This window comes from Rhizobium lentis (assembly GCF_014200175.1).
Taxonomy (GTDB): domain Bacteria; phylum Pseudomonadota; class Alphaproteobacteria; order Rhizobiales; family Rhizobiaceae; genus Rhizobium; species Rhizobium mulingense.
Map to the genome: position 1 here is coordinate 379,471 of NZ_JACHBD010000003.1, position 18,225 is coordinate 397,695.

Annotated in this window: 12 protein-coding genes; 8 read left to right on the top strand and 4 right to left on the bottom strand. The window is 62.7% G+C overall.

The window, feature by feature from the left end; translation table 11 throughout:
- The first annotated feature begins 136 nt into the window (after nucleotides 1-136).
- The 6 genes from GGI60_RS09995 (at nucleotide 137) to GGI60_RS10020 (ending at nucleotide 7,562) form a co-directional block, all read left to right on the top strand.
- Nucleotides 137-1,426 (top strand): efflux RND transporter periplasmic adaptor subunit, encoded by a 1,290-nt coding sequence (locus GGI60_RS09995; RefSeq protein WP_183915252.1) that lies wholly within the window; start codon nucleotides 137-139, stop codon nucleotides 1,424-1,426.
- Nucleotides 1,423-4,539 carry an efflux RND transporter permease subunit gene (locus tag GGI60_RS10000; RefSeq protein ID WP_183915254.1) on the top strand — a complete coding sequence of 1,039 codons (3,117 nt, stop codon included), beginning with the start codon at nucleotides 1,423-1,425 and terminating at the stop codon, nucleotides 4,537-4,539. Before GGI60_RS09995 ends, GGI60_RS10000 begins: the two co-directional genes overlap by 4 nt.
- 211 nt (nucleotides 4,540-4,750) lie before the next feature.
- Complete coding sequence (locus GGI60_RS10005) at nucleotides 4,751-6,043, top strand: Hsp70 family protein (RefSeq protein WP_183915255.1); 1,293 nt, start codon at nucleotides 4,751-4,753, stop codon at nucleotides 6,041-6,043.
- Between the two features lie 68 nt (nucleotides 6,044-6,111).
- On the top strand, nucleotides 6,112-7,002 hold the full coding sequence (locus GGI60_RS10010; RefSeq protein WP_183915257.1) for a uracil-DNA glycosylase family protein: 891 nt from the start codon (nucleotides 6,112-6,114) through the stop codon (nucleotides 7,000-7,002).
- Between the two features lie 132 nt (nucleotides 7,003-7,134).
- The gene (locus GGI60_RS10015; protein ID WP_096764249.1) at nucleotides 7,135-7,326 is read left to right on the top strand and encodes a hypothetical protein; all 192 of its coding nucleotides are present in this window, start codon (nucleotides 7,135-7,137) and stop codon (nucleotides 7,324-7,326) included.
- Between the two features lie 89 nt (nucleotides 7,327-7,415).
- Nucleotides 7,416-7,562: a hypothetical protein gene (locus tag GGI60_RS10020; protein WP_183915259.1), complete on the top strand. Its 147-nt coding sequence runs from the start codon at nucleotides 7,416-7,418 to the stop codon at nucleotides 7,560-7,562.
- Here the strand turns inward: GGI60_RS10020 and GGI60_RS10025 are convergent, their stop codons facing one another.
- From GGI60_RS10025 to GGI60_RS10035, 3 genes are all read right to left on the bottom strand, one after another.
- Nucleotides 7,563-8,435, bottom strand: coding sequence for a hypothetical protein (locus tag GGI60_RS10025; protein WP_183915261.1), 873 nt, complete (start codon nucleotides 8,433-8,435; stop codon nucleotides 7,563-7,565).
- 177 nt (nucleotides 8,436-8,612) lie between these two features.
- Nucleotides 8,613-9,551, bottom strand: coding sequence for a DMT family transporter (locus GGI60_RS10030; protein ID WP_183915264.1), 939 nt, complete (start codon nucleotides 9,549-9,551; stop codon nucleotides 8,613-8,615).
- Between the two features lie 238 nt (nucleotides 9,552-9,789).
- Complete coding sequence (locus GGI60_RS10035; RefSeq protein ID WP_183915266.1) at nucleotides 9,790-9,951, bottom strand: hypothetical protein; 162 nt, start codon at nucleotides 9,949-9,951, stop codon at nucleotides 9,790-9,792.
- Nucleotides 9,952-10,067: 116 nt separating this feature from the next.
- Between GGI60_RS10035 and pepN the strand changes: the two genes are divergently transcribed.
- Together pepN and GGI60_RS10045 are read left to right on the top strand one after the other, a co-directional pair.
- Entirely contained in the window at nucleotides 10,068-12,716 is a 2,649-nt protein-coding gene (pepN, locus tag GGI60_RS10040) for an aminopeptidase N (RefSeq protein ID WP_183915268.1), read from the top strand.
- A gap of 191 nt (nucleotides 12,717-12,907) precedes the next feature.
- Nucleotides 12,908-15,217: a PAS domain-containing sensor histidine kinase gene (locus GGI60_RS10045; RefSeq protein WP_183934457.1), complete on the top strand. Its 2,310-nt coding sequence runs from the start codon at nucleotides 12,908-12,910 to the stop codon at nucleotides 15,215-15,217.
- On the opposite strand, the gene GGI60_RS10050 is transcribed toward GGI60_RS10045, so the two are convergent.
- A complete protein-coding gene (locus GGI60_RS10050; RefSeq protein WP_183915272.1) occupies nucleotides 15,214-18,171 on the bottom strand; it encodes a bifunctional [glutamine synthetase] adenylyltransferase/[glutamine synthetase]-adenylyl-L-tyrosine phosphorylase in 2,958 nt (985 codons plus the stop codon). The genes GGI60_RS10045 and GGI60_RS10050 overlap by 4 nt on opposite strands.
- Nucleotides 18,172-18,225: the final 54 nt, after the last annotated feature.

Genomic DNA, 18,225 nt, shown 5'->3' on the forward strand with positions numbered 1-18,225 from the left:
TATTCATTACAAAATTTTAAGCCGTTATAACCACTTAGTGATCGCGGCCGGGGAATTATGTCTTTTTTGCGCCGCAATATAAGCGGCTCAATCGGAGCATAAAATTCGCAACCCTTGCTCAACCCGGTTCTGCCCCATGAAGAAATTTTGGATCACCGTCAGTATTATCGCCGTTGCTGCCGTCGGTCTCTGGCAATTCGGCAATCTAATCCCCTATGCCTCGCATATTCCCTACCTGTCGGAGCTGATCCGGCAGCCGGCCGGCGGCAATGGCGGTGGTCAGCAGGCCGACCAGGCCCAGGACGGTGGACAGCATCAGGGCGGCGGGCGCAGACGCGGGGGTGGCGGCCCGACCGTCGTCAAAACAGTCGCAGCCGTCAAAACGACGCTGCCGATGGATGTGACGGCGTCCGGCTGGGCCGACGCGGATGACAACACCACGATCGCCGCCCAGGAGCAGGGGCTGATCGTCAGTATCGCTGCGCAGGACGGGGCGACCGTCAAGGCCGGCGACCTGATCGCCAAGCTCGACGACCGGACGGCCAAGGCCGCCGTCGACAAGGACAATGCTATGATCGTGCGCGACACGGCGACGCTTTCGGAGGCCGAGACCGCGCTGGTGCGTGCCCAGGATCTGTTCGACCAGAAGGCCGGCACCCAGCAGAGCCTCGATCAGGCGAGAGCCGCGCGCGATACCGCCGCCGCGACGGTCGATGCTGATAAGGCAACACTTGCCTCCGATCAGATACTGCTCGAGCATACCGATATCCGGGCACCGTTCGACGGCCGGCTCGGCGATATCGCCGTCAGCAAGGGCGCCTTCCTCAATGCCGGCGCGGCGATCGTCACCATCGCCAAATACGATCCGATCTATGTGAAATTCCACCTGCAGGAACGTTATCTGCGCGAGCTGAAGAAGGCACTCGCAGCCGGTCCGGTCGAGGTCAGCACGGCGCCCAATTCCACCAAGGGGCAGGTCCGCAAGGGCGAGATCAGCTTCTACGACAACACGGTCGATACGGCCTCGGGCACGATCCTCGCCAAGGCGAAATTCGAGAACGCCTCCGGCGCGCTCTGGCCTGGCCAGTCGGTCAATATCGTGGTGCATTTTAACAGCAAGGAACAGCAGGTCGTGGTGCCGACCGTTGCCGTCAGCCCCGGCCCGGATGGTTTCTTCGCCTTCGTCGCCAAGGACGGAAAATCGCATCTGACGCCGGTCACCGTCGCCCGCGCGAATGGCGGCTTCACCGCCATCGAATCCGGACTTTCCGAAGGCGACCATGTCGTGGTCGAGGGTCAGGGCCAGCTCAGCGATCAGCAGGCGATCCACGAAGAGTTCGACGAAAAGGCGCTCGATGTCGCCTCCGCCGACGCGCCTCGGCAGCCGCTGCAGTCCGAGACGATCGGCGTGGGAGCGCAGCAATGATCCCGAATTTCTGCATCCAGCGCCCCGTCGCGACGACACTGCTTGCCATCGGCGTCATTCTGGCCGGCCTTGCCGGTTACCGGCTCGTGCCGGTCGCCGCCCTGCCGCAGGTGGATTTTCCGACGATCAACGTTTCGGCGCAGCTGAGCGGCGCCTCACCGCAGACGATGGCGACATCGGTCGCCACGCCGCTGATCAAACAGTTCGAGACCATTCCCGGCATCAGCGAGATCAGCGCCTCGAGCTCGCTCGGCAGCACCAGCATCGTGCTGCAGTTCGACCTCAACCGTGATATCGACGCGGCCGCGGCCGACGTGCAGGCGGCAATCTCGCATGCGACCCGGCAGCTGCCCGACAATCTGACGACACCGCCGAGCTATCGCAAGACCAACCCGGCCGATGCGCCGGTCATGCTGCTCTCGGTGCAGAGCAACACCATGCCGCGCAGCAAGCTCGACGAGATCGCCGAAGACATCATCTCGCCGTCGCTTTCCACCCTCCCCGGCGTGGCCCAGGTCAGCGTCTATGGTGCCCAGACCTATGCGGTGAGGGTCGAGGTCGATCCCAACAAGCTGCTCACCCGCGGCATCGGCATCGATACCGTCAACAAGGCGCTTTCTGCCGCCAACAGCCAGCAGCCCGTGGGCACGCTGCAGAACAATGCGCAGAGCATGACCATCACGGCGAATACGCAGCGCACCAATGCCGAACAATTCCGGTCGCTGGTCATCGCCAATCCGAATGGCGCGCCGATCCATCTCGGCGATGTCGCCGATGTGCAGGACGGCGTCGAGAACCAGTATACCGGCAGCTGGTATGATGGGCAGCGCGGCATCATTCTTGCCATCCAGCGCCAGCCGGATGCCAATACGGTCGACGTCGTCGACGCCATCAACGCCAAGCTGCCGCAGCTTCACGCCGAAATCCCCGCTTCGGTCACGACTGTTGTCATGAACGACGCCGCAAAACCCATCCGTGCGGCCATCGCCGACGTGAAATTCACGCTGTTCCTGACGATCGGCCTCGTCGTTCTGGTTATTTACCTCTTCACCGGCCATGCGACTGCGACGATCATTCCCGGGCTTGCCGTTCCGCTGTCACTGATCTCGACCTTCGGCATGATGTATGTGCTCGGGTACAGCATCGACAACATATCGCTGCTGGGGCTGACGCTCGCGGTGGGGCTGGTGGTGGACGATGCCATCGTTATGCTCGAAAACATTCTGCGCCATGTCGAGGAAGGCATGCCGGTGCGCGAAGCGGCGATCAAGGGTGCCGGCGAAGTCAGTTACACCATCATCTCCATGTCGGTTTCGCTGATCGCGGTCTTCATCCCGATCCTGCTGATGGGCGGCGTCGTCGGCCGCGTCTTCAACGAGTTCGGCATGGTGGTCGCCATCGCCATCATCTCGTCGGCCATCGTCTCGCTGACCGTGACGCCGATGCTCGGCTCGCGCCTCTCCAACAATCACAGTCGGCCGCCGCTCCTGATCCGACTCTTCGATGCCGGCTTCGAGCGGACGCTCAGCGGCTACGACAGAGCGGTCGGCTGGTGCCTTCGCCATCGCTTCACGATCCTCGGTCTGTTCCTCGGCTCGGTGGCGCTGACGATCTATTTCTTCATGACGCTGCCGACGAGCTTCTTCCCACAGGAAGACATCGGCCGCCTGACGATCAGCACCCAGGCCCGCCAGGACATTTCCTACTCGGCCATGGAGGCGCTGCAGCAGCAGGCGGCAGCCGCCGTCAAGGCGAACCCGGCGGTGAACCACGTAATGTCGACGATCGGAGGCAACCCGAACAAGCCGCAGAACAACGGTTCGATGTTCGTCGAACTCAAGGACAAGAAGGAGCGTCCGCCGCTCGACCAGACGCTGCGCGAGTTGCGCACGGCGATCAACAAGATCCCCGGATTGCAAGCCTTCGTGACGCCGAACCAGAGCCTGCGCTTCGGTGGCCGCCAGACTGCAAGCCAGTATCAGCTGGTGGTGCAGGCGCTGAGCGCCGACCAGACCAACCTCTGGGCCGGCAAGATCCAGGCGGCGATGCGCAAGGACCGGCTGTTCACCGACGTCACCTCGGACGCCCAGAACAACGCCCTGCAGGCCAATATCGTCATCGATACCGAGCGGGCGGCCGCTTACGGGATCGACAACGACACCCTGCGCACGACGCTGCAGGAATCCTTCAGCGGATATGCGGCGGCGGAGATCCAGTCAACCGGCGACAGCTACGATGTCATCGTCGAATATGACACGAGCAAACCCTGGGACGACCAGAAACTGGCGGAAATACGCGTCGCTTCGTCAAATGGCAGCCTGGTGCCGCTGTCGAACTTCGCCCACGTGCAACGCACCACCGGCCCCGTGACTATCAACCAGACGGGCCAGCTCGTCTCGACCACGGTTTCCTTCAACCTGCCGGAAGGCGTTTCTCTCAGCGACGCGACCGCGGCGATCGATCAGATCAAGAAGGAGATCAGCCTGCCGGCCGACGTCTTCACCTCCTATGGCGGCACGGCGGAGATCTTCCAGCAGTCTCAGGGCAATACGCCCTACCTGATCCTGGCGGCGATCCTGACCATCTATGTCGTGCTCGGCGTGCTCTACGAAAGCTTCATTCACCCGCTGACCATTCTCTCCGGCCTGCCGGCGGCGGCCTTCGGTGCACTGCTGGCCTTGAAGATCATGGGCTTCGACCTGTCGATCATCGCCCTCATCGGCCTGCTGATGTTGATCGGTATCGTCAAGAAGAACGCGATCATGATGATCGACGTGGCGGTGGAGACCATGCGCACAACCGGCGAGAAGGCGACGGCGGCGATCCATGAGGCCTGCGTGCGTCGCTTCCGGCCGATCATGATGACGACCTTCTGCGCCCTGCTCGGCGCTCTGCCGATCGCGCTTGGCACCGGCGCGAGCTCGGAGCTGCGACAGCCGCTCGGCATCGCCGTCGTCGGCGGCCTCGTCGTCTCACAGCTGCTGACGCTGTTCATCACCCCGGTCATCTTCGTCGAGATGGACCGCTTCGGAAACTTCCTGGGCCGGTTGATGGGCCAGAAGAAGATCGAGGCCCCGGTGATGCAGGAGACAAGGGCAATGGCTGCCGAATGATGATGGCCCTCTGACTTCCGCCGCCATCAGCCCTTGGGGCGCACGTCTTCCCCAGGAAGAATACGTGCGCCCTTGATCACATCAACTTTCGATCCTCTTGAATGTGTCACGCCTCTGTGGCATCACCCGCCCTCCTGAATCCGGGCGTCCTCTCGCCCTTCACGGAGCGATGCTCCGTCCCCAATGACAATCGGCATGAAGAGGTGCGGGCATGGCTCAGGCGCTGGGTTTCGACTTCGGCACGACGAATACGGTTCTCGCCATGGCGGATGGCGGGGCGACACGTTCGATGGCGTTCACAAGCACGGCGGGAACGGCCGATAGCATGCGGACGGCACTCTCCTTCATGAAGGATGCCCAGCTCGGCGCTTCGGCGCTGAAGGTGGAGGCGGGCCATGCGGCAATCCGGCAATTCATCGACAATCCCGGCGAATGCCGCTTCCTGCAATCGATCAAGACCTTTGCCGCAAGCGCGCTGTTCCAGGGCACGCTGATCTTCGCCAAGCGCCATAATTTCGAAGATCTGATGGAGATCTTCGTGCGGCGCCTGCGCAACTATGCCGGTGACAGCTGGCCTTCCGATGTCAGCCGTATCGTCACCGGCCGTCCGGTGCATTTCGCCGGCGCCAGCCCCGATCCTGATCTGGCGACCGAACGCTACAACGAGGCGCTGTCGCGCTTCGGTTTTCCCGAAATCCACTATGTCTACGAGCCGGTCGCCGCCGCCTTCTATTTCGCGCAGAACCTGAAGCAGGACGCGACGGTGCTGGTTGCGGATTTCGGTGGCGGCACGACCGACTATTCGCTGATCCGCTTTGAAACCGTCGCCGGCAGGCTGACGGCAACGCCGATCGGCCATTCCGGCGTCGGCGTCGCTGGCGATCATTTCGACTATCGGATGATCGACAACATCGTCGCGCCGCTGATCGGCAAGGGTAGCCATTTCAAGAGCTTCGACAAGATTCTCGAAGTGCCGTCCAACTACTATTCCAGCTTCGGCCGCTGGAACCAGCTGTCGATCTTCAAGACCACGCGCGAATTCGAGGATCTGAAGAAGCTGGTACGAACCAGTCTGGAGCCGGAAAAGCTCGAGATCTTCATCGATCTCATCGACCATGACGAAGGCTACCCACTCTACCAGGCGGTCTCGGCGACGAAGATGGCGCTTTCGGCCGCCGAGGAGGCGCCTTTCGATTTCGCGCCGCTTGGCCGCGGCGGACACCGCAGCATCAAGCGCAGCGATTTCGAAGGCTGGATCGCCGAGGATCTCGCCCGCATCGAAGGCGCGCTCGACGAGGTGCTCGACAAGACCGAGACGAAGCCGGCGGAGATCGACAAGGTGTTCCTCACCGGCGGCACCTCCTTCGTGCCGGCCGTGCGCCGCATCTTCACCGAGCGCTTCGAGCGCGACCGGATCGAAAGCGGCGGCGAACTGCTGTCGATCGCCCATGGCCTGGCGCTGATCGGCGAGCGCGACGACATCACGCAATGGACTGTGCAATAAAGCCGGCGGGAGCGGCCAATGTGCCGCCCGCTCTTTCAATGCCCATTTCTCTCCGTTAAGCTTGCCGCATGATCTCCGCCAACGACCTTTCCCCCGCCGAGCTGGCAGCGCTTCTGCATTTTCATGCGGATGCCGGCGTGGAGTGGCTGCTGGAGGAAGAGGCGGTCGACCGCTTCGCCGAGTTCGAGGCGATGAAGGCGGCGCGCCGTCCGGCGTCGACGCAGCAGGAACGTCCCGCGGCCGGTGAACGCCCAAGCATCGGAGAACGTCAGACATCGCCGCGCCCGACGGCGGCAGCACGTCCGGCCCCTGTCTCCGGCCCGCAACCCGCGATTCCCGACGGCGAGGCTGTGCAGCAGGCACGTTTCGTCGCCGAAGCCGCGCGATCACTCGGCGAACTGAAGACCGCAATCGAAGCGTTCAACGGCTGCAACCTCAAACTCAGCGCCCGCTCGACGATCTTTGCCAGCGGCGATGCCGAAAGCGGCATCATGGTGATCGGCTCGGCGCCGAGCGCCGAAGACGATCGGGAGGGCCTGCCCTTCTCGGGCAAGTCCGGCCAGTTGTTCGACAAGATGCTGGCGGCGATCGGGCTGAACCGCTCGAGCGTTCTGTTGACGCAGGTCATTCCCTGGCGCCCGCCCGGCAACCGGGCGGCATCGGCGGCCGAGATCGACATCTGCCGGCCCTTCATTGAGCGCCAGATCGCGCTCGCCGAACCGCAGGCGATTCTGTTGCTCGGCAATTTCGCGGCACGGTTCTTCCTCGGGGAAAACGATACGATTCACGGCCTGCGCGGCGTCTGGAAGGACATCGTCATCGCCGATCGCGCCATTCCGGCCATCGCCAGCTTGCATCCCCAGGATCTGTTAACCGCACCCGTCAACAAGCGCCTGGCCTGGAACGATCTTCTCGCCTTTCAGGCAAAACTCAAATCCCTCTCTCTGCTCAGAAATTAGCCGAAGTTGAATAATTTATGAAGCGCGCCATGCATTTTTCGCATGGCTGCATCGCGCCAGCATGCATTGTAGAATCTATGTTGCACTGCAATATAAGCCTGTGTCTTGGGAGGAATCACAGGAACCAAGGCCATGCACAAGAGATTTCGTCCTATTCATTCCGGGTTTGAAACCCTTCGCCTTGCAGGCGACCAGCTTCGCTCCACTCATGGCTACAGCCGCTTCGGCTTCGCCACGAACGAACAGATGATCGCCCGCGGCACCGGCATCAACAGCCGCACGGCGCGCCCTAACGCGATCTTCTCGGATTTCCAGCAATACTGAGCGGGGTCGCTACGGCACCGCGCATCTCTCCGGACGTGCAAATGATGCTGTAGCGTTTTTTGCTGCCTTTCCATGTCAGAGTAACCACCATGTCGACGATCCTGCTTTCGCTACTGCGCAACATCGAAACCTTGGAGCATATCCGCGCCGCGGTCTGCGCCGCGCGCGAATATGAGCGCGAGCTGTCGGTAAAGCCGGCCAGTGCTGCCCCCGGCTCAGCAGCGATCGTGTTGTAATCACACCGTCAGCGCGTCGATCCGGGCCGTAGCCCACTCGAAGGCTTCGTCGACATAGGCGAACTTCACCGCCTGCCAGGCGCAGTATTCCTCGACGAAATGCCGCGATAGCCAAAGATGCGCCTTGCGCGGCTCATCATACCAGCCGACGCAGCCACGCTGTGCCGCCTTTGCCAGAAGCCGCTGCAGGTGCGTACGCGACATCATGAAATCGGCGGCGAGCGCACGGGTTTCGACGCGCCCGACGAGAAACTTGCCCGCCTCGGCGTCTTCCGTATCCATCCTGGCGATGAAGTTGTCGACGACCAGACCGCCGGCTTCCGTCCAGAGAAACAACGCCACCTGCGCCGGCGGCTCCCGCCAGGCGGCATCCTCCAGGCAGTGGCGGGCAATGCGCGGCTGAATGAGCTTCATCAATGCTGGATTTGCCTGGAAAACAGCCGCCCTTTCACCGCCGTCGAGCAGGTCGAGCGCGGCGAGATTGGCATGGATCCAGGCGGACATCGCCTGGAGGCTGACATTGGCGGGCTCGAAATGGCGCGGCCGGCGCCGCTCGTCGCCGGGCGTATGGGTGATGAAGCGGTAGGTATAGAGTTCTTCGATGAAGGCGAGAACGGTGTTGCGGCTCGCCACCTTGTGGGCGGTGATGCGGCCGGTCAGGCGAACGGCGGTAAGACCCGAGGTCGGGTCGCGCGGATCATATTCCAGGTGAAGAGCATAGGCGGTCTGGGTCAGCAGCCAGCGCTGGTGAGAGGCGAGCAATCGCGCCAGACGCGGGCCGGCGTCGAACATGCCGCGCGTCTGCCCGGCCAGTAAGCGAATACTCGTCAGAAAGGAGCAGTTCCCCGCCAATTGCTCCGCCGTGAATGCCATTACGCTTTTCTCCACCTCCGCTCGCAGGCCAGCGTTCGGAGCAGTAATATCGAAAGCCGCGGTGGCATCGGCTCGTCAGCCGTGCACAGCGTTGAATAAATGATAGTTTCTCATGTTCAACAATCATATTCCGCAAGTCGACGCCATCCTAAGAATTGACCATTCCTGCCTTGGACCTTAGGCCTGCGGCGTCGTCGCCTTGCGCGCTTCCCGCTGTTCGATGCCCAGTTGATGCTCGCGATAGATGATGAAGATACCGGCGGCAACGACGATGACGGTGCCGATCAGCATGGTGACGCTCGGCACGTCGCCGAAGATGAAGTAGCCGACGATGCCGCCAAGCAGGATCGACGTATATTCGAACGGCGCGATGGTGGAGACGTCGGCATGGCGGTAGCTTTCGGTCAGCAGGATCTGGGCGACGCCACCGCAAAAGCCGGCAGCGATCAGATAAAGCGCCGACGGCCATGGCAGGACGAGCCAGCCGAAAGGGAGGGAAGCCAGCGAGAAGACCGATGCGGTGAGCGAAAAATACAGCACGATCGTCGCCGTCTTCTCCTCTTCGACGAGGCGACGCACCTGGATCATCGCCATGCCGCCGAGAACCGCTGAAAACAGCACGCAAAGCGCGCCGACGGCCTGTTCGGCTTCCATGCCGCCTTCGCGAAACAGCGTGAGTTTCGGCCAGGAGATGATGACAACTCCGGCCATGCCGACCAGAACGGCGCTCCAACGGTAGATGCGCACCGTCTCGCCGAGAAAAACCGCGGCGAAAATCACGGCGACGAGCGGCAATGCGTAGCCGAGCGCAATCGCCTCCGGGAGCGGCAAGTGCAGGAGGCCGTAAAAACCGAAAGCCATTGACAGGATGCCGATCGTGCCGCGCTTCAGGTGGCCGACCGGATTGGCGGTGTAGAAGGCGGCGCGCAGCTGTCCGATATAGGCGAGATAGGCCATGATCGGGAAGAGCGCGAAGAAGGACCTGCAGAAGGTGACCTGACCCGGCGGAATATCCGGGCCGGCCAGCTTGATGAACGTCTGCATGGCCAGGAAGACCACGACCGACGAGACTTTCAGCGCAATGCCTCTCATCGGGCTTCTGAGAACCGAGTGCATGATCCTGGCTCTAATGCTGATTTGAACAAACGGGGAGACGCGTTCGACTCGAGAACGCAACAGGTGACGCCGCCATCGTAGCGAAAGAGAATCCCGCTGTATAATCCTTAAATCGGAATCGACTTCAGGACAAATTGCGCAGGAGCTCAAAGTTTTACGGCATGCTTTGCGCGTCTGAAGAGGTGCGTTGTCATCGGCAAATCCTCAAGCAAAACCGGCAAATCAGGGCAAAAGGCAGCTATTGCGACAATAACGGCTCGATCGTCGCCTTCGCGCGCACAGCAGACCAAAGCGACGCGACGATCAAGGCCGCGCTCAATCCGAAATAGCGGTCTTTCTCCCGGGCGCCGCCTTCATCCGTTTCGAGCAGGATATTTTGCCCGCGAAACTTCGTGTTCACGGGCAATTTGCTTTAACTTTAGTTCAGACTTTAATGTAATCATGCCCGGCAAATTATCGCAGAGTGCGCCCGCCTCTGTGTCCGCGGTTGTCAAATAACGGTCTTCAGGAAACACCATGCGAACAGATACCGGCCAGGTCATTCATCTGGCAGATTACCGTCCCACCGACTTCGTGCTGGAACGCGTGGACCTGACCTTCGAACTCGATCCGACGGAGACCAAAGTCGAAGCCCGCCTCATCTTTCATCGTCGCCCCGGCGCCGACATTACCGCCCCGATCGTGCTCGACGGCGACGAGCTGACGCTGGCGGGGCTGCTGTTCGATCAGGTGGAGCTCGATCCCTCGCGTTATGAGGCAACCCCGGAAAGCCTGACGGTGCGCGACCTGCCGGAAAGCGCCCCCTTCGAACTGACGATCACCACGATCATCAATCCCGAGGCCAATACCCAGCTGATGGGCCTCTATCGCACCGGCGGCATCTATTGCACGCAGTGCGAGGCGGAGGGCTTCCGACGCATCACCTATTTCCCCGACCGGCCCGACGTGCTTGCGCCGTTCACCGTCAACATCATCGCCGACAAGGAGGCCAATCCGCTACTCCTGTCGAATGGCAACTTTCTCGGCGGCGCCGGCTACGGCCCCGGCAAGCATTTCGCCGCCTGGTTCGACCCTCATCCGAAGCCGAGCTATCTCTTTGCCCTCGTTGCCGGCGATCTCGGCGTCGTCGAAGACACCTTCACCACGATGTCGGGTCGCGACGTGGTGCTGAAGATCTATGTCGAGCACGGCAAGGAGCCGCGGGCGGCCTATGCCATGGATGCGCTGAAGCGCTCCATGGCATGGGACGAAGAGAGGTTCGGGCGCGAATATGATCTCGACATCTTCATGATCGTCGCCGTCTCCGACTTCAACATGGGCGCGATGGAGAACAAGGGACTCAACGTCTTCAACGACAGATACATCCTTGCCGATCCGGAGACCGCGACCGATGCCGACTACGCCAATATCGAGACGGTCATCGCGCATGAATATTTCCACAACTGGACCGGCAACCGCATCACCTGCCGCGACTGGTTCCAGCTGTGCCTCAAGGAAGGCCTGACGGTCTTTCGCGACCAGGAATTTACCTCCGACCAGCGCTCACGCCCGGTCAAGCGCATCGCCGATGTGCGCCATCTGAAGTCCGAGCAGTTTCCAGAGGATGGCGGCCCGCTCGCCCATCCAGTTCGGCCGACGACATATCGCGAGATCAACAATTTCTACACGAGGACCGTTTACGAGAAGGGCAGCGAAGTCACGCGGATGATCGCGACGCTGCTCGGCAGAGACGGCTTCAAAAAGGGCATGGATCTCTATTTCGACCGCCATGATGGGCAGGCGGTGACGATCGAGGATTTCGTCAAATGCTTCGAGGATGCGAGCGGGCGCGACCTCACGCAATTCTCGCTCTGGTACCATCAGGCAGGCACGCCGCTCGTCACCGCATCCGGCAGCTATGATCCGGCAGCCGGCAGTTTCACCCTGTCGCTCGAACAGCTGACGCCTGCTACACCCGGCCAGTCGAGCAAGGAACCGATGCATATCCCGCTCAGCCTGGCACTCTTCGGCGAAAACGGCGGCAAGATCGCGCCGAGTTCGGTCGACGGCGCCGAATATGCCGGCGAGGTGCTGCACCTGACCGGCCGCACGCAGACGGCGGTGTTTCATGGCGTGGGCTCGCGCCCGGTCGTTTCGATCAACCGCAGCTTCTCGGCGCCGATCAACCTGCATTTCGATCAAAGCCCGGCCGATCTCGCCCATCTCGCCCGCCATGAGACGGATCATTTCGCCCGCTGGCAGGCGCTGACCGATCTGGCGCTGCCGAACCTTCTGAAGGCTGCCCGCGACGCGCGCGAGGGCAAGCCAGTCGTCTGCGAGCCGACCTTCGTCGAGACGCTGATTGCGGCGGCCGCCGACGAAAGCCTCGAGCCGGCCTTCCGCGCCCAGGCGCTGGCGCTGCCGAGCGAATCCGATATTGCCCGCGAACTCGGCGGCAACAACGATCCCGACGCCATCCATACCGGCCGGCAGGCGATCCTCAAACAGATCGCCGATGCCGGAAAGGATGTCTTTGCCGACCTCTACGCGGCGATGGCGACATCTGGCGGCTTCAGCCCTGATGCCAAGAGCGCCGGCCTGCGGGCGCTGCGCAACAGCGCGCTGACCTATCTCTCGCACGCCGAACAGACACCTGCGCGCGCCAAGGCAGCCTTCGAAGCAGCCGACAACATGACCGACCTCAGCCATGCGCTGACGATCCTCGCGCATCGTTTCGCCGACAGTGCGGAGACAGGCGAGGCGCTGGCCGCCTTCCGCGACCGCTTTGCAGACAACGCGCTCGTCATCGACAAATGGTTCACGATCCAGGCCGGCATTCCGGGCGCCACGGCGCTGGACCGAGTGCGCCGCCTGATGGAGAACCCGCTTTTCAAGCGGACCAACCCGAACCGGATGCGGGCGCTGGTTGGAACCTTCGCCTTTGCCAACCCGACCGGTTTCGGCCGCGCCGACGGCGAAGGCTATCGCTTCCTCGCCGGTCAGATTCTGGAGATCGACGGCCGCAACCCGCAGCTTGCAGCCCGCATTCTCACCTCGATGCGTTCCTGGCGCTCGCTGGAACCGACACGCGCCGATCACGCCCGCTCTGCGCTGATCGAGATCGAGCGGGCGCCCGACCTTTCCACCGATGTGCGCGATATCGTCGAGCGCACACTTAAAGGGTGATTTGCCTGGGTGGTCCGTCGCGCATCACGCGGCGGCCGATCGCCCGGCGATACGAATCACCCAAAAAATACGGAAATATAAATAGTTAACGGAATTTTACCTTTGCCTCTGGACAAGGCGAATCACCCATGATTCTCTAGGTCAGGTTCGAGCGAGCGGCGCGCGAATCACACGAGGGACAAGGCGAAGAGATGATGGACGTGCGGCGGGCAACCGTGGCCGGAGGACGGCTGCGTGTCGATTTTGACGGGCTGAAAGCCTGGCGAGACAGCCTATCCGGTCACTCGACATCGGAGCCGCTCCTGCGTCATCTGCCGAAGGCGGAGCTGATCTTGAAGCGCGCCATTCCGGCCTTGATCATCGCCTTCCTCTCCGTCGTCGCCGCCTCGCATTTCTTCGGCATGATGAGCGAATATAGCCGGCTGGAGGCTTCCGCCCGCCATGCCACCGCGCTTTCGGCGGCAACAGCCACTGCCGTCTTTGCCGATGCAGTCGACATTTTTGACAGCGGCGATATCACCGAGGCACAGGCGCGGCTTGCCAGATACCTGCCGCAGGACCGGCTGGACAACGGCGCCTTCGTGCTGCTGGTGCAGGCCAGCGGCAAGGTTTTTGCCGCAACGACTGCCGGGCTTTCGCATGTCGGCAGCAATGTCGGCGATTTCTTCCCCGAAGTCTCGGCGATCCGGCGTTTCGGCGATCGGGCCGGCGTCATCGAAACGACGATCGGCGGCGTGCCGCACTATGCCGAGATCACACTGATGGGCAATGCCGGCGGCTACGTCGTCGCCGCCACCTCGCTCGAGGAGGTCGGCCGGCTGTGGCGCGAGGAGCTGGCGCTCAACGTCACGCTGTTTGCCGGCATCTCCTCGATCTTGCTCGTCATCCTCTATGCCTATTACACGCAGGTGAAGCGGGCCCGCGACGCCGACGACATCTTCCTGGAATCCAACCTGCGCGTCGAGACGGCGCTGTCGCGCGGCCGCTGCGGCCTTTGGGATTTCGATTTCGAGAACCGGGAATTCTTCTGGTCGCGCTCGATGTACGACATGCTCGGCCTGCCGGGCTCCGACAAGACGATGGGCTTCGGCGAAGCCGCGCGGCTGATGCATCCCGATGATGGCGGGCTCTACGAGATCGCCCGCGCCATCGCCAAGGGCCATTCCGGTCAGGTCGACCAGATATTCCGCATGCGCCATGCCGGCGGCCACTATGTCTGGATGCGGGCACGCGCCCAGGTGATCCGCAGCAATTCCGGCCGCATGCACCTGATCGGTATCGCCATGGACGTGACCGAACAGCACCGGCTCGCCCAGCGCTATGCGGAAGCCGATCAGCGCTTGGCCGACGCCATCGAATGCACCTCGGAAGCCTTCGTGCTCTGGGACAAGAACGACCGGCTCGTCATGTGCAACACGCATTTCCAGCAGGCTTACGGGCTGCCGGACAGCGTGCTGGTGCCCGGCACCGAACGCTCGATTGTTAACGCCGCCGCCGCCCGCCCGGTCATCGAACGGCGGATCGCCGATGCCGACGGCTCCGGCTATTCGCGCACGACGGAGGTGCAGCTGGCCGACGAGCGCTGGCTGCAGATCAACGAGCGGCGCACCCGCGACGGCGGCAGGGTGTCGGTCGGAACCGACATCACGCTGATGAAGCGCCATCAGGAGCGGCTGCGTGAATCCGAACGCCGGCTGATGGCGACGATCGGCGATCTTTCCGCTTCGCGCCAGACGCTGGAGATCCAGAAGGCCGAGCTTTCGACTGCCAACGCAAACTACCAGGCGGAGAAGGAACGCGCAGAGGCCGCCAACAAGGCGAAGTCGGAATTCCTCGCCAACATGTCGCATGAGCTGCGCACGCCGCTGAACGCCATTCTCGGCTTTTCCGAAATCCTGCAGAATCAGATGTTCGGACCGCTCGGTTCGCTGAAATACGACGAATATGCCCGGGATATCCATGACAGCGGCAAACATCTGCTCAACGTCATCAATGATATCCTCGACATGTCGAAAATCGAGGCCGGCCATCTCAGGCTGCATTGCGAGCGCATCGACCTCGTGCCGCTGATCGAGGAAAGCCTGCGCTTCACCGCCATTCCGGCGGCCGAAAAGAACATCGTTATCGAGCAGCGCATCTCCTCCGGCCTGACGCTGACGGCCGACCGCCGGGCGATGAAACAGGTGCTGCTGAACCTGCTCTCCAACGCGGTCAAGTTCACCGACAATGGCGGCCGCATCGCGGTGCGCACACGCCGCGTCAACGGCGCCGTCACCGTCACCATCGCCGATACCGGCATCGGCATACCGCGCTCGGCGCTCTCGAAGATCGGCCAGCCTTTCGAACAGGTGCAGAGCCAATATGCCAAGAGCAAAGGCGGCTCCGGTCTCGGGCTTGCCATCTCCCGTTCGCTGACCGCGCTGCATGGCGGGCGCATGAAAATCCGCTCCCGCGAAGCAGTGGGCACGGTGATCTCGCTGCGCATTCCGGACAACGTTTAGGCTTTGACCAGAGCGAGAAATATCTTTCGAACCGTCTTCGAGAGCCGTTTCACTTCCCCCTCCAGCGTCCTGATATCGGGGCAGTCGCCGGCACGGCAGACGAGTTCGATGAGGCCGGCAGGCGCGTCGTTCGGATCGAACTCACCGTCGATGCAGAGACGAATCAATTGCGACAGGCTGGTATAGAGTGCGAAGGCTTCGAGGCAGGTGTCGAAATCGTCCGCGGCCAGCAGCTTGTCGCCGAGCAGCTTCAGAGCCTCGCCGGTGCTCTTGCCGCTGACGGCAACGCCGACGCCCCTGGTTGGCGCGATCAACACCAGATACTGAGCGATGAATTCGAGATCGATGACACCGCCGTGGATATGCTTCAGATCCCACGGGCCGGAAGGCGGCTTTTCCTTGTCGATCAACTCGCGCATCTCGGCGACGTCATGCGTCACCTTGGCGATGTCGCGGCCGGCCGACAGCACCTCGCGGATGACATGCTCCGCTTCCGCGATCAGGCTGTCATCGCCGGAGATCAACCGGGCGCGGCTCAGCGCCATATGCTCCCAGGTCCAGGCCTCCTCGCGCTGGTACTTGCCGAAGGCATTGATGCGGGTGGCGACCGGCCCCTTGTTGCCGGAGGGGCGCAGCCGCATGTCGACCTCATAGAGCACGCCCTCGGCGGTCGGCGCCGACAAGGCGGCGATCAGCCTCTGGGTAATGCGGGTGAAGTAGCGCGTCGCGTCGAGCGGCTTCGGCCCGTCGGATTCGGAGGCGGCGTCGTCATAATCATAGAGCAGGATCAGATCGATATCGGAACCCGCTGTCAGCTCGAAGCTGCCGAGCTTGCCCATGCCTGCGATGGCGATGCGGCCGCCGGGATAGTCGCCGTGCGCGGCCCGCATCTCGGTTGTCACGGCATCGAGTGCGGCGGCGATGATCAGATCGGCGAGATGGGTGAAGGCGCGGGCGGCCATTGCGCCATTGATGGCGCCGGTGAGCAGGCGGATGCCGATCAGGAAGCGCTGTTCGGCGGCAAAGATGCGCAGCCGGTCGAGCACCTCCTCGTAATGGCGTGCCTGGACGAGCGAGCCCTGCAGCCGCTCGCCGAGATAATCGCGCGTCGGCAGCTCGGCCATCAGGGCGGGATCGAGCATGCCGTCGAAGACATGCGGCTTGGCGGCGATCACCTCGGCCAGCCGCGGTGCCGAGGACATGATGTTGACGATCAGCGACAGGAGCGCCGGATTGCTGCCGAGCAGCGAGAAGAGCTGAATGCCGGCGGGAAGGCCGGAGATGAAACTGTCGAAACGCAGCAGCGCCTCGTCGGCGCGCCTGCTTTCGCCGAAGACGCGCAGGAGCTCCGGCGCCAGCTCCGTCAGTCTCTCCCGCGCTTCCACCGATTGCGTCGCGCGGTAGCGGCCGTAATGCCAAGTGCGGATGATGCGGGAAATGTCGGACGGTCTGGTGAAACCGAGCTTCTTCAAGGTCTTGAGCGTATCCGGGTCATCGCCCTGGCCGGTGAAGACGAGGTTTCCGGTTTCGGCGGAAAGCCTGCTCTCCTGCTCGAAGAGGCGGGCATAGCGCCGCTCCACCGTCTTCAGCACGCCGACCAACCGTTCGGAAAAGCTCGGCGTGTCGGTAAAGCCCATCATGAAGGCGATGCGCTTGAGGTCGGCGTCGGTCTCCGGCAGCAGGTGGGTCTGCTCGTCGCGCACCATCTGGATGCGATGCTCGACGTCACGCAGGAACCAATAGGCCTCCGTCAATTCGTCGCGGGTCTCGGCGTCGATCCACTTCGCCTTGGTGAGCTCGCCGAGCGTCTCCTCCGTCGACCGGCCGCGCAGCGCCGGCATGCGGCCGCCGGCTATCAGCTGCTGGGTCTGTACGAAGAATTCGATCTCGCGGATGCCGCCGCGCCCGAGCTTGACATTATGGCCCTTGACCGCGATGGCGCCATGCCCCTTGTGCGCGTGGATCTGCCGCTTGATCGAATGGATATCGGCGATCGCCGCGTAATCGAGATACTTGCGGAAGACGAAAGGCGAAAGCCCGCGCAGGAACTCGCCGCCGGCCACAAGGTCGCCGGCCACGGCGCGCGCCTTGATGAAGGCCGCCCGCTCCCAGTTCTGGCCCCTGCCCTCATAATAGATCATCGCCGCGTCGACCGGAATCGCCAGCGGCGTCGAGCCGGGATCGGGGCGCAATCGCAAATCGCTGCGGAAGACGTAACCATCGGCCGTGCGCTCCTGCAGGATGCGCACCAGCCGGCGCATCATCCTCGGGAACACCTCGATGGCGTCATCGGGGTCGGGCACGATGCCGGCCTGTTCGTCGAAAAAGACGACGAGATCGATGTCGGAGGAATAGTTGAGCTCGCAAGCGCCGAGTTTGCCCATGCCGAGCACGATCAGCCCCGAGCCCTCGCTCGGCTTCGCCGGATCCCGCAGCCTGACCTTTCCGCCCTCATGCGCTGCCAGCAGCAGATGGTCGATTGCAGCGGCGACAGAGGCTTCGGCGAGCTCGCTTAGCCAGGCGGTCGTGGCCCGGCCGTCGACGATGCGCGAGAGATCGGCGAGCGCTACGAGAAAGGCGGCCTTGCGCTTGATGATGCGCAGCCTGCTCATCACCGCCGATTCCGCCGGCGCGGCCCCTTCGCCGTCCGGCCGCCAGCAGTCCCGCGCCTCGGCGATCAACGCTTCGATCTGTGGCTCCAGGGGTTGGGTGATGGCGCCGGCGAGGATGGCCGGGTCGAGATTGACGATTTCGCGCAGGTAGGGCGACAGCGTCAGCACGGCGGAGATGAAATCGCGCAGTGGCCCTTCGCCCTTCAGCATCGCAGCGACCGACGGCTCGCTTTTGCCGGCCTGCTGAAGATCGCTCAGCGCCAGCTTCAACTCCGTCTGGCTCAACGGACGCAGCAGCCCTTCGGCGACGTCCTTGAGGCCATGCGTCGATTTCGTCAGCATACGCTCTCCCTGGCATTGGAGCGGACGGAAAGGCCGGCAGAATCGCAGGCCCGC

Excerpts from the sequence above, each read along its gene's own strand:
- GGI60_RS09995 (WP_183915252.1), top strand. The coding sequence starts at position 137 with ATGAAGAAATTTTGGATCACCGTCAGTATTATCGCCGTTGCTGCCGTC.
- GGI60_RS10000 (WP_183915254.1), top strand. The coding sequence starts at position 1,423 with ATGATCCCGAATTTCTGCATCCAGCGCCCCGTCGCGACGACACTGCTT.
- GGI60_RS10005 (WP_183915255.1), top strand. The coding sequence starts at position 4,751 with ATGGCTCAGGCGCTGGGTTTCGACTTCGGCACGACGAATACGGTTCTC.
- GGI60_RS10010 (WP_183915257.1), top strand. The coding sequence starts at position 6,112 with ATGATCTCCGCCAACGACCTTTCCCCCGCCGAGCTGGCAGCGCTTCTG.
- GGI60_RS10015 (WP_096764249.1), top strand. The coding sequence starts at position 7,135 with ATGCACAAGAGATTTCGTCCTATTCATTCCGGGTTTGAAACCCTTCGC.
- GGI60_RS10020 (WP_183915259.1), top strand. The coding sequence starts at position 7,416 with ATGTCGACGATCCTGCTTTCGCTACTGCGCAACATCGAAACCTTGGAG.
- GGI60_RS10025 (WP_183915261.1), bottom strand. The coding sequence starts at position 8,435 with ATGGCATTCACGGCGGAGCAATTGGCGGGGAACTGCTCCTTTCTGACG.
- GGI60_RS10030 (WP_183915264.1), bottom strand. The coding sequence starts at position 9,551 with ATGCACTCGGTTCTCAGAAGCCCGATGAGAGGCATTGCGCTGAAAGTC.
- pepN (WP_183915268.1), top strand. The coding sequence starts at position 10,068 with ATGCGAACAGATACCGGCCAGGTCATTCATCTGGCAGATTACCGTCCC.
- GGI60_RS10045 (WP_183934457.1), top strand. The coding sequence starts at position 12,908 with ATGATGGACGTGCGGCGGGCAACCGTGGCCGGAGGACGGCTGCGTGTC.
- GGI60_RS10050 (WP_183915272.1), bottom strand. The coding sequence starts at position 18,171 with ATGCTGACGAAATCGACGCATGGCCTCAAGGACGTCGCCGAAGGGCTG.